The sequence below is a fragment of the Micromonospora mirobrigensis genome (assembly GCF_900091555.1).
Lineage (GTDB): Bacteria > Actinomycetota > Actinomycetes > Mycobacteriales > Micromonosporaceae > Micromonospora > Micromonospora mirobrigensis.
On record NZ_FMCX01000004.1, the window covers coordinates 128,388 to 140,772 of the forward strand.

5 protein-coding genes and 1 pseudogene are annotated in these 12,385 nt (G+C 72.9%); all 6 read right to left on the reverse strand.

What is annotated here, in order from left to right:
• Positions 1-1,266: an ROK family protein gene (locus GA0070564_RS15190; RefSeq protein WP_091609302.1), complete on the reverse strand. Its 1,266-nt coding sequence runs from the start codon at positions 1,264-1,266 to the stop codon at positions 1-3.
• Positions 1,267-1,394: 128 nt separating this feature from the next.
• Positions 1,395-1,844, reverse strand: a complete 450-nt coding sequence (locus GA0070564_RS15195; RefSeq protein ID WP_091609303.1) for a DUF5709 domain-containing protein — start codon at positions 1,842-1,844, stop codon at positions 1,395-1,397.
• Between the two features lie 159 nt (positions 1,845-2,003).
• A complete protein-coding gene (locus tag GA0070564_RS15200; protein WP_091609304.1) occupies positions 2,004-2,126 on the reverse strand; it encodes a 50S ribosomal protein L36 in 123 nt (40 codons plus the stop codon).
• Between the two features lie 156 nt (positions 2,127-2,282).
• Entirely contained in the window at positions 2,283-4,868 is a 2,586-nt protein-coding gene (locus GA0070564_RS15205; RefSeq protein WP_091609305.1) for a discoidin domain-containing protein, read from the reverse strand.
• 243 nt (positions 4,869-5,111) lie between these two features.
• Positions 5,112-9,391, reverse strand: a pseudogene (locus GA0070564_RS15210) (discoidin domain-containing protein).
• 91 nt (positions 9,392-9,482) lie between these two features.
• On the reverse strand, positions 9,483-12,371 hold the full coding sequence (locus GA0070564_RS15215; protein WP_091609306.1) for a galactose-binding domain-containing protein: 2,889 nt from the start codon (positions 12,369-12,371) through the stop codon (positions 9,483-9,485).
• Positions 12,372-12,385: the final 14 nt, after the last annotated feature.

Consider the following 12,385-nt stretch of genomic DNA (forward strand, 5'->3'; position numbering starts at 1 on the left):
TCAGCGGGTGCGCGAGCGCGGGCGGCGCGCCTGTCGCGGCGGCGTCGCGGTCTCGCGGGCGACGCCCGGGACGCGGGGCACGCCGCCGTCGCGCAGCAGCCGGGCCATCGGCAGGGTGGCCGCGCCCATCGCGACCGCGTCCGGTCCGAGCTGGCACAGCTCGATGGAGGTCTGCGCGTACGGCTGGCGCAGCGCGTGCCGGGCCGTCGCCGCCCGGATCTGCGGCAGGTACCGCTCCCCCAGCGCGAGGCCGGCCCACCCGCCGAGCACCACCCGCTCGGGGTTGAAGAGGTTGACCAGCGTCGCCACGCCCGCGCCCAGGTAGCCGACCGTCTCGTCGAGCACCTTCGCCGCCGTCCGGCTCGACGACCGCAGCAGCTCTGAGAAGGCGCTCTCCTCGTCGCCACCGGCCACCGGCCGACCCCGGTTGGCCAGCCGGAACCGGTCCAGAACCCCCTCGGCCCCGACGTACGCCTCGAGGCAGCCGAGATTGCCGCAGCGGCAACGGCGACCGCCGTACACGATCGTGGTGTGGCCCCACTCGCCGGCGCTGCTGTGCGCGCCCCGATAGCCCACCCCGTCGGCGACCACGCTGGCCCCGATCCCGGAGCCGACCAGGGCGATGACCGCGTGCCGGGAGCCCCGGCCGGCCCCGAACCACATCTCCGCCTGGCCGAGGGTCTTCGCGCCGTTGTCCAGGTGCACCGGGATGTCGGTGCCGGAGCGCAGCATCGCGCCGAGCGGCACCCCCTCCCAGCCCAGCGTCTGGGCGTGCACGACGGCGTCCGCGGTCCGCTCCACCGTGCCGGAGACGGCGACGCCGAAGCCGAGCACGGCGCCGGGGTCGATCCCGGCCTGCTCGACGACGGCGGTCAGCCCGTGCAGCAGGTGCTCGGCGACCCGCTGCGGGTCCGGCTCGGCGGCGGCGATCGGGTACTCGGCCTTGGCCAGGGCGGTCATCGCCAGGTCGAAGAGCTCCACCTGGACCCGGGTCTCCCCGACGTCGGCGCCGACCAGGTAGCCGTAGCCCGGCGCCACCCGCAGCAGCACGCGGGGCCGGCCGCCGTCGGAGTCCACCGAGCCGGCCTCCTCCACGATCCCCTCGGCGATCATCTCGCCTACCAGGTTGCTCACGCTGGCCAGGCTCAGCGCGGTGCTCTGGCCCAGCTCGTGCCGGCTGAGCGGGCCGTCCAGCCAGATCCGGGTGAGCAGCAGCGAGCGGTTGGCGCGGCGCATGTCCCGCACGGTGGTACGTCTGGCGTCCATCTCCGCCCACCTCTTTCCGCCGTGCCCTCGGCGACCCGTTTCCGGGCCAGGTTAACGCGATGGACAAAGCCGCGAACCGGCGCCGTGCGGCAACCGCCGCACCGGGCGGCGCGGCGGTCGCCGGCGGGTCACCAGAGCGGGGTGTCGGACCGGTCGTCCGGACCGTCGACGACGTGCACGGCGGCCTCCTCGGCGCTGGCGCCACCGGCGTCGACGCCCACGTCGCGGCCCACCGAGTCCGGCTCGTCGTCCTCGCCGAAGCCCTCGTCGCTGTCGACCAGCCGGCCGGCGCGCGGGTCCCGCTCGTAGCCGCGCGGGGTCAGCTCGTCCTCGTCGCCGTAGGCGTCCGGGTCGTCGCCGGTGACGTCCGGCTCCTCCTCGGCGAGCAGCTGTTCGAGGGACTCCCCGGCGCGCTCCTCCGCGGCGGTGGTGCCGAACCGGTCGGCGCCGGACCAGCGGTCGCTCGCGGCGATGCCGGTGTCCAGCGGGTCGCCGACGCCGTCGTCGAGGGTGTCGGAGGCGTCGAGGACGCCGTCGTCCTCCACGTCGTCGTACTGCTGGAAGCTGTCGGTGCTCATGGCTGGCCTCTCGGTGCTCTCAGGCGACGGGCGGGGGGCCCGATGACATGCCGGTGCGCCCAGGTCAACCACGGTGCCGCCCGGTCGCTTCCCGTCGGGTGAACCGGGCGGACGGGACGGCGGGCGCGGACCGGACGGTCCGCGCCCGCCGTCGGCGATTCAGCCCTGCCGGGCCTTCTGCCGCCGGTCGGCCTTGTTGATCACGTAGAGCTTGCCCCGGCGGCGCACCACGATCGAGTTCGCCTTGCGGGTCAGGCTGCGCAACGAGCTTCGCACCTTCATGTCGGATCTCCTTCCTCGACCGGTGGTCGGCTACCCGGCGGGGGCAGGCCCATGCGCTGCCCCGGGTGGCCGGCGCGGATCCGGTCCGGCTGCTGAGACAACCTGGCCCGTGGATTCATTCCCGGCCGGCGCGCGGGCGGCGCCGGCGGGTACCGGTCACGGGTAGCTGACCAGGTTCACCGGCACCGTGGCGGTGCCCTGCGCGGCGGCGCCGGTGTCGTTGACGACGTGGGTGATCGAGCCGTTGCCGCCGAGGGAGACGGTCAACAGGTCGTGGAAGCGGACACCGGGGGTGACCGGCGCCTCGAAGGAGTGGTACGCGGCGATCGTCGGGTCGACGTTGAAATAGCAGTAGCTGCCCATCCCCCAGCCCTCGAAGGTGCTCACCCCACTGGCCACCTTGACCGCCGCGTAGCCGACGATCGACCCGTTCGTCCAGGCAGCGGCGTTCGGTGGGTCGTACGGCAGTTCGTTCTGGAAGAAGACGATCCGGCCGTTCTCTCCGTTCCAGACCACCTCGTACTTCTGGTAGTGCTCGACGAACAGCCCCAGGGCGGTGACGTTGGCGCCGTTGACGACCAGCCCGGTGTCGGCGGTGTTGACCGTCCAGCCGACGCCGGCGCCGTGGTCGGCCCGCCAGGCCCAGATGTGGTCGATCAGGGTGTCGTTGCTGTTGACGACCAGGCTGGTGGTGGCCTTGCCGGCGCCCGCGCCGCCGATGCGGAAGAAGACGTCCTGGATCGAGGTGGGGTCGGCGGCGTGGCTCGCCGTCGCGCCGGCCGTCCCGACCCGCAGCAGCACCGGGGAGTTGATCGGGCCGGCGTCGAGGAGCATCCCGGCGAGGCGGACCCCGTCGACGTCGGCGACGGACATCGCGGTCACCCCGTTCTGCGGGATCAGCGTGGGGAAGCCGATGCCGAGCACCACCGTGCCGGGCCGGTTGACGGTGATGGTCTCGGTGACGTCGTAGACGCCGGGGGTGAGCAGCAGGTTCAGGCCCTGGGCCAGGGCCGCGTTGATGGTGGCGGCCGAGTCGCCGGGGTGGGCGACGTAGAACTGGCTCAGCGGCAGGGACGTGCCCGGCGTCGACCCGCCCAGCCAGGAGGCGCCGGAGGCGTTGGTCCGGGTCGACGGGACGAAGACGTTGTAGCCGCCAGCCGCGTCCAGGTAGAGGTAGGGCACGTCCCGGCTGACCGGGGTGCGGGCCAGGGTGGTGTACGGCGGGTTCGGGAAGCTGGTCGCGGGCGCGCCGACCACGCCCGAGTTCGTCACGTTCCAGACGGCGTTCTGGTAGCCGCCGACGTTGCTGTCCCGGGTGTACCACTGCTGCTGCGAGTAGGGCTGGACGATGCCGGTGACCCGGGAGTCGGCGATGTAGCCGCCGCTGGCCCAGCCGTAGCCGGCGGGGGCCAGGTTGAGGTCGCCCTGGATGTCCATCCGGCGGAACGGCGCGGCCTGGGAGACCGCCCAGCGGGTGAACCCGGCGGAGGGGAAGACCTGCATGTTCGACGCGGAGCGCCAGAAGTTCTGGGTGGCGTTGCCGTTGAACCAGCCGGCGTCGACGGTGACGTCACCGTGGATGCGGACGTCGCCGGGGTTCCGGCCCAGGCCCATGATCGAGGTGTAGAAGCCGATCTGGGCGTTGATGCCGGAGTAGTCGCCCGGCTTGAACAGCAGCGCGTACCGCTGGGTGCCGAACTGGTTGGCCTCCTGGGTGCGGAAGACGGTGTCGAGCTGGCTCTGGATGGTGGCGCCGGACATCGACGGGTCGAAGGTGAGCACGTTCGGGCCGAGCGACCCACCGCCGGGGATGGTGGCGCCGCCGGTGGTGTTCACCGCCAGCTCCCAGAGCGAGTAGCCGTAGGCGGTGGCCCGGACGGTGCCGTACACCCGCAGGTAGCGGCCGGTGCCGGAGACGGTGACGGCGTCGGTGCCGCCGTCGCCGGTGGTGGTGGCGTACACCGTGGTCCAGCTGGCGCCGTCGGTGGAGGTCTGGATCTGGTACGCCCGCGCGTACGCCGCCTCCCAGGTCAGGGTGACCCGGCAGATGCTCTGGCTGCCGCCCAGGTCGACGCGCAGCCACTGCGGGTCGCTCGCGGCGCTGGACCAGCGGGTGCCGGGGTTGCCGTCGACGGCGGCGGCGGCGGGGGTGCCGGCGTTCTCGACCGAGGAGGCGGTGGCCGGCCGGCCCTGGGCGGCGTTGGTGGCGCCGCAGCCGGTGCCGGTCCCGGTGGTCCCGTAGACCTGGAACTCCCAGAGCGAGTAGCCGTAGGCGGTGGCCCGGGCCGTGCCGTAGACCCGCACGTAGCGGCCGGTGCCGGTCACGGTGAGGTCGTCGGTGCCGCCGTCGCCGGTGGTGGTGGCGTACACCGTGGTCCAGCTGGCGCCGTCGGTCGAGGTCTGGATCTGGTACGCCCGCGCGTACGCCGCCTCCCAACTGAGGGTGACCTGGCTGACGGTGGCGGTGGCGCCGAGGTCGACCTGGAGCCACTGCGGGTCGCCGAAGGCGCTGGACCAGCGGGTGCCGGGGTTGCCGTCGGTGGCGTAGCCGGCGGCGGTACCGGCGTTCTCGCTCGACGACGCGGTGGTGGGTCTGCCCTGCGACAGCAGGGTGCCGGCGGCGGCGGCTCCGGACGGGCCGGCGACCAGCGCGGCGGTGGCGAGCAGCGCGGTGACGGCGGCGGCGAGCAGCCGGCGGGCGGGGCGGTGGGGTGGTCTGGCGGTGCGGGGCAGCGGCGACATGGACCTCTCCGGGGTGGGGTGGCGGTGGTGGACGGGTTGCCGCGGTGTCGCGGCGAGCCGGACCCAGTGAGGAGGTTTCATCTCGCAGCGAACGGTGTCAATGAATAGAGCGGTGTCCGGAGACTTATTTCGCACCTTATGAAAAGTCTGGAAGTTAATGGATGAGCTGCTGTGCTCCATCCCGGAGGCGGGACACGACGGAGCCGCCGCCGGGATGCCTCCCGGCGGCGGCCGACCGCCGGATCAGTTGCGGACGACGGTGAACGTGCCGGTGGTGTTGCGGATGTCCTGGTCGTTGTCGGTCAGCCGCAGGTTGGTGAAGGTGGCCGAGCCGACGGCCGGGCCCTGGCCCGGCTCGGGCAGCTCGTTGGCCCACACGGCGAAGCCCGACCTGGCGTCGAAGGCGTCACCGCTGCGCCTCGCCCCGGAGATCGACACGTTGGTGAACACCGTGTCGGTGACCGGGTTCTCCGGCTGGCCGCCGGTGTACCTGGTCTGGAACATGATCCCCGAATACGTCGGATCGACGATGTCCACGTCGGAGACCCGGATGCCGCGGAACTCCTTCGAGGCGGAGAAGAGCCAGATCGCCGGGAAGGTCTGCGCCCCCCAGAAGTGGCCGCCCGCCCGGACCAGCGAGATGTTCTGGAACTGCGTCGGCGGGCTGGCGCCGAACCCGACGAAGGGGTAGCCGAAGTCCAACGAGCTGATGGTGATCCCCGAGTAGGTCAGCATGTCGGCGATGTACAGGTTGCGGAAGACGTTGTCGTATCCGCCGTACACGGCCAGCCCCGCCGCCCGCCAGGTCAACGTCGCGGTCAGGTTCTCGAACACGTTGCCGTGGTTGCCGGTCGCCGCACCCTGGTCGGTGGCGGAGAACAGGGCGAACGCGTCGTCGCCGTTGGACCGGCCCTCCGAGTTGGTGACCAGGTTGTTCGTGCTGCCGTTCGTCATGTTCACCCCGTCGGCGAAGGTGTCCCGGAACCGGCTGTCCCGGATGGTCAGCCCACTGACGCTCACCCCCAGTACGCGCAGACGGTGTGCTCCACCCAGACGCTGTCCAGGGTCAGGTTGTCGACGTCCTTCAGCTCGCCCCACACCTTGCCCGGACCGTCGATCCGGTTGGTGTAGTTGCCGAAGAACGCCAGGTGGGCGAAGGTCGACCCGCTCGCCGAGGACTCCACCCGGAAACCGGCGTCGGTGTTCTGCTGGTTGGTGGGCGTCTGGAAGCGGGTGAACCACATGCCCGCGCCGACCACCGTCACCGGCTTGCCGTACACCTGGAACTTCTGGGCGGTGTCGTAGGTGCCCGGCGGCAGGTAGACGCCGACCAGGCTGCCCGTGGGGTCCATCCGGACGGCGTCCAGCGCGTTCTGCACGTCGGCGTGGCTGAAGCCGTTCGGCACCCTGTAGCGGGCCGGGTCCGGGTTGGCCCGCGGCGACACCAGCTCGGTGTCGACGAAGTCGATCGCGTACGTGGTGGTGTTGGCCGGATCCTTCTGGAGCCGGATGGTGGCGCCGGCCGGGACGGTCGAGCTCAGCATCACGTTGGCCTCGTCGTACAGGTGGCGGGGAGCGCCGGCGCCCGGCGAGTCACTCGGGCCCGCCTCGGCCCCGTAGAGCCAGCTGTGCCTCGAGGTCAGGTTGATCGGCTTGTGCAGCACCCCGTCGACGTAGACGTTCACCGTCGCGTCGATCCCGCCGCCGCCCGGGGCGTCCGGAATGGAGAAGCGGGTGACCAGGGTGTTGGTGGCGGCCCGGGTGGTCCACTCGACGTACGCGCCGGTGGTGTTCAGGGTGACCGCCCGGCGGTCGGACGCCTCGCCGGCCAGGTCGCCGATGGTCCGGTTCGGCCCGATCACCTGCGCGCCGCCGCCGACCCGGCCGTCCTCGGCCTCGTACGTGTCGTAGGGGACGTTCGCGCCCCGGCCGACGAAGAGCGGCCGGTCGCTGGTGTTGTTCTGCTGCCTGACCGGCAGCTCGTTGGCGTCGGCGGCGAGCGCCACCCGCACGGTGTACCGCCCGTTCGCCGCCGTCCAGGTGCCCAGGCCGACCGGCGGGCTGGTCGCCCCGGCCGCCAGGGTGCCGCTGTACGAGCCGGTGAGGGTGCGCACCACCGAGCCGGTGTCGCTGAGCACGGTGAGGGTGATGCCGTGTGCCCCGGCGGCCGAGGCGACCGTGCCCTGGTTGCGGATCGACACCGAGAAGCTGACCGGGGCGCCGGCGCTCGGCGTGCCGGGTGACCAGCTCACCGCCCCGGCGACCAGGTCGGAGCTGGGCACCGCGCCGACCGTCAGCGCGGTGGTCCGGCTGTTGTTCGACTCGTTCTGCTCGGTCACCGTGTTCGCCTCGTCGGCCGTGGCGGTCACCTGGTAGCTGCCGGCGTTGCGGGCGCCGACGGCGAGGGTGACGGTCGCCGAGGCGCCGGCCGCGAGCGCGCCGACGGCCGCGGTGCCGACCTTCGTCGTACCCAGGGAGAACGTGACCACGGAGGCGGCGGCCGGCGCGGTGCCGGCGTTGCGGACGGTGGCGGAGAGGGTGACCGGGTCGGTCTCCACCGGCGCGGACGGCGCCGCGGACAGGGCGGTGACGGTGAGGTCCGGGTTCGGCGCCGGGGTGCCGATCACCTGGAACTCGGCGACCTGCCCGTTGGACGACCCCGAGTTGGCGGTGAACTGCAGCCGCACGTCCGCGGCGGTGGCGCTGACCGGGATGGTCACCGTGTTGCTGCTGGCCGGGCTGAACGAGTACGTCGTCGAGCCGACCAGGCTGGTGAAGCCGGAGGCGGACTGCTCCCGGCCGAGCACCTGGAAGGTCTGCGTGCGCGGCCCCCAGACCGGATCCGGGTTCAGCTTGACCACTATCGCGCTGATGCGGGCGTTGGCCCCCAGCGCGACGGTCAGCGTGCTCGGGTACGCCCCCGGCGCGCCCTCCCAGTAGGTGCTCACGTCGCCGTCGTCGGCGTTGGCGGCGTTGAACACGTGCACCACCGAGGAGGCGGTGATCGGCTTGCCGGCGGCCAGGTTGCTGCCGGTCGGGGTGCTGCCGGTGCGGGTGACCGTGTTGGAGGTCGCCGAGACGTTCCCGGCGGCGTCCCGGGCCCGGACGTGGTAGGAGACGGTGGCGCCGTCCGGCTGGCTGTCGGTCCAGGTCAGGGTCGAGCCGCTGACGCTGCCGCGCAGCGCGTCGTCGGCGTAGACGTCGTAGCCGGTGACGCCCACGTTGTCGGTCGACGCCGTCCAGGTCAGCCGGATCTGCCCGGCCGCCGGCTGGGTGTACGCCAGACTGCCCGGCGCGGTCGGCGCCGTGGTGTCCCCGGTGTTGCCGGTGCGGGTGACGGTGGTGCTGTTGGCCGACTGGTTGCCGGCCGCGTCGCGGGCCCGCACGTGGTAGGAGACGGTCGTCCCGGCCGGCTGGGTGTCGGTGTACGTGAGGGTCGACCCGCTGACGCTGGTGCGCAGCGTGCCGTTGGCGTAGACGTCGTAGCCGGTGACGCCCACGTTGTCGGCAGACGCCGTCCAGGTGAGCCGGACCTGGTCGGTGGCGGGCTCGGTGAGGGCCAGGTTGCCGGGGGCGCTCGGCGGCTGGGTGTCGCCGGTGGCCGGGCCGTAGACCTCCAACTCGGCGAGCTGGCCGGCGGGCCAGCCGGTGTTCGCGGTGAACAGCAGCCGCAGGTACCGGGTGGTGGTCGTGCCGACGGTGACGGTGACCGTGTTGCCGCCGGCGGGGTCGAACGCGTACCCGGCGGCGGCGACGAGCGCGGTGAAGGTGGATCCGTCGGTGCTGCCCTGCACGGTCAGCGTCTGGGTGCGCGCCGGCCAACCGGTGGGCAGCTTGAGCACCACCCTGTCGACCGCCACGGCGGCGCCGAGGTCGACCCGGATCCACTGCGGGAAGGCGTTGTTGGCGCTCTCCCAGTAGGTGGCCGGGTTGCCGTCGTTGGCGTTGCCGGCGCCGTAGACGTCGGAGTGGCTGCTCTCCGCCATGGTCCGGCCGGCGGCCAGGTTGGTCGACGAGGCCGCCGCGCCGTACACCTCCAGCTCGGCGAGCTGCGCGGCGGTCCAGCCGGTGTTGGCGGTGACGGTGATCCGGACGTACCGGGCGCTGGCGGCCGGGAAGCTCAGCGCGACCGTGTTGCCGGTGGCCGGGCCGAACGCGCGTCCGGCCGGGGCGAGCAGGGTGGTGAAGCCGCTGCCGTCGGTGCTGCCCTGCACCGACAGGGTCTCGGTGCGCGACTCCCAGCCGGTGGGGAGCTTCAGCACGACCTGGTCGACCGACCGGGCGGACCCGAGGTCGACCTGGGCCCACTGGGGGAAGGTGCTGCCGGCGCTCTCCCAGTAGCTGCCGGCGTTGCCGTCGGTGAGGTTGCCGGCCGCGTACGGGCCGTTGACGCTGCTGGCGCTGGCGGTGCGGCCGAGCGCGAGGTTCGGACCGCCGGCCGCGGCGGCCGGGGACGGGGGCGGGGCCGTGACGGCCAGCGCGACCGCGGCGAGCACCCCGACCAGGGTACGGAATCTGGACATGGTGGAGGGACACCTTCTTCCGGGGACGTGGAGAGGTGGTGTGGTGGGGGTGGGGCGGGGTCCCCGCGGCGCCGCGGGGACCCCGGGGCGGTCAGCCGGCGTACACCTCGAACTCGCCGAGCTGGCCGGCGGGCCAGCCGGTGTTGCCGGTGAATGTCAGCCGCAGGTGCCGGTGGGCGGCGGACGGGAAGGTGATGGTGGCGGTGTTGCCGGTGGCCGGGTCGAAGGTGTAGCCGGCCGACGCCTTCAGCGTGGTCCAGGTCGACCCGTCGGTGGAGCCGAGCACCGACAGGGTCTGGGTCCGGGTCTGCCACGCCGCGGACGGCGGCAGCTTCAGCACGACCCGGGACACCGGGTACGTCGCGCCCAGGTCCACGGTGAGCGACTGCGGGAAGGCGTTGTTGGCGCTCTCCCAGTAGCTGCCGGCGTTGCCGTCGACCGTGTTGGCCGCGCCGTACACGTCGGCGTGGCTGGTCTCGGTGACCGGCCGCCCGGCGGCCAGGTTGCCGCTCGGCGGCGGCGGCGTGGTGGTGGTCGGCGGGGTGGTGGTCGGCGGCGGCGTGGTGGTCGTGGTGCCGCCGTACACCTCGAACTCGGCGGCCTGCCCGGCCGGCCAGCCGGTGTTGCCGGTGACGCTGAGCCGGAGGTGCCGCCGCTCCCCCGCGGTGAGCGGGATCGTCACGGCGTTGCCGGTGGCCGGGTCGAAGGTGTAGCCGGCCGACGCCTTGAGCGTGGTCCAGGTCGACCCGTCGGTGGAGCCGAGCACGGACAGCGTCTGGGTACGCCGCTCCCAGCCCGCCGGCAGCTTCACCACCACCCGGTCGACGGTGCGCGCCGCCCCGAGGTCCACGGTCAACGTCTGCGGGAACGCGTTGTTGGCACTCTCCCAGTAGGTGCCGGCGTTGCCGTCCACCGCGTTGCCCGCCGCGTACGTCTGGGTGCTGCTGGACGCGGTGGCCGGCCGGCCGAGGGCGAGGTTGCCGCCGGACGGCGGCGGGGTGGTCGGGGTCGGGCTGGGCGTCGGGGTCGGGCTGGGCGTCGGACTGGGGGTCGGGGTCGGGGTGGGCGGGGTGGACGGGCCGTTGCCCCACTGCGGCTCCGGCCACGGACCGCAGTACGGGCTCGCCGAGTACCAGCCGGAGTTGCCGGCGCCCTGGGTGATCTGGAAGCCGCTGCCGACGCAGTTGTACATGGGGTTCGCCTGGGCGACGCCGCTGGCCCGGACGCCTGTGAAGCTGACCTGGCTGGGCGCCTGCACCTGGAGCGCGAAGGTGCCCGCGCCGTCGATGCGCACGTTTGTCAGGTTGATGCCGCTGGTCTGCCCCTCGATCCAGTGCAGCGCGGCGTAGGAGCTGTCCAGGATGTCGGTGTCGGTGACGTTGACGGTGGCGCCCTGGATCGGTTCGTTGAGCGCCGAGAACCAGATCGCCCCGACGCCGAAGCGCCAGTTGTAGTCGGAGTTGCCGTTGCGGATCAGGGTGTTGCGGGCCACGGTGATGGTGCCGGCGACCGCCGTGGGGCCGTTCACCCCGGGATAGCGGTTCGCCACGTGGATGCCGCCGCCGTTGGTGACCGAGTCGGCGGTGACGTTGTCGGTGATCCGGATGTCCCGGCCGCCGTAGGTGACCAGGTTGTTGGCCAGGACGGTGACGCCGACGGTGTTGAAGGTGAAGGCGTTGTTGACGTTCGGCACGCTCTGCGCCCACATCGCCAGGCCGTCGTCGCCGGTGTTGCGGACGAAGGTGTTGGTCACCGTGGAGTTGGTGACGCCCCAGTGGAAGTTCACCCCGTCGGCGGTCTGGTCGAGGATCCGGCTGTTGCGGATGGTGAGGTTGTCCATCGGGCCGTCCATCCAGGCGCCGACCTTGGTGTGCTGCAACCAGAGGTTGTCCACCACCGAGTTCGACATCGCCCCGCCCAGGGCGTTGACCTGGTCCTCGTCCACCCGCTCGCGAATGTCGCCGATGATGGCGAAGTCCCGCAGGGTGACGTTGCGGCTGGGCCCGCCGGCCTCGTGCGGCCGGATCTCGCCGCCGTAGCCGCCGCCGGGCACGTACTTGCCGTAGATGCCGGCGGCCCGCCTGCGGTCGGTGGGGTGCCGGCCGCCGAGCACCGAGTACCAGGGCCCGGCGCCGCGCAGGGTCACCCCGTCGACGACCACGTGGTCCCAGAGGGTGAAGGTACCGGCGGGAATCCATACCGCCCTGCCCTGCGCCCTGCCGGCGTCCACGGCGGCCTGGAACCTCGCCGTCGAGTCGGTGGCGCCCGTCGGGTCGGCGCCGAAGTCGGTGACCACGTCCAGCACGCCGGCGGGCTTGGCGATCTGACCGCCGACCAGCTCGAAGTCGGCCAGGTCGATGGTGAACGTGGGCGACTGCGCGGTCGAGGAGACCTGGAGGCGGATCTTCGTGCCGGCCGGGTAGGTCGTGCCGAGGCGGGTGCGGGTCTCGTCGTAGAAGTGGTGCGGGTTGGTGTCGCCGGGGTTGTTGTTGAACGGGTAACCGCCGTAGTACCAGCCGTACCGAGAGGTGACCGGGACCGCCTTGACCAGGGCGCCGTCGGCGCGCAGGTCGATGGTGGCGTCCCGGCCGGTGCCGGCGGCGTTGTCCGGCAGGCTGTACCGGAAGGTCACCGCGTCGGCGGGCGCGGTGAGGGTGAACTCGACGTACTCGCCGACGGCGTCGAGGGTGACCGCCTCCCGGCCGGAGGCCTCCGACGGGAGGGTGCCGTAGCGACGGTCGGGGCCGATCCGGGTGCCGGTGTGGGCGGCGTTCTCCGCCTCCTGCTCGACGAAGGGCACGGTGGCGCCGCGGCCCGGGATGTCGAACGGGGACAGCCCGGCCGCCCGGGCCGGCGTGGCGGTGGTGGTGAGCGCCAGGACGGTGACGGAGGTGGCGGCCAGCGCGGTGCCGGCGAGGGCGGCCAGCCCCGCGCGGAACCGGCGACGGCGCGGGTGGTGCGGGGTGCTGTGGTCGGCCATGAGGGGTGTGCTCC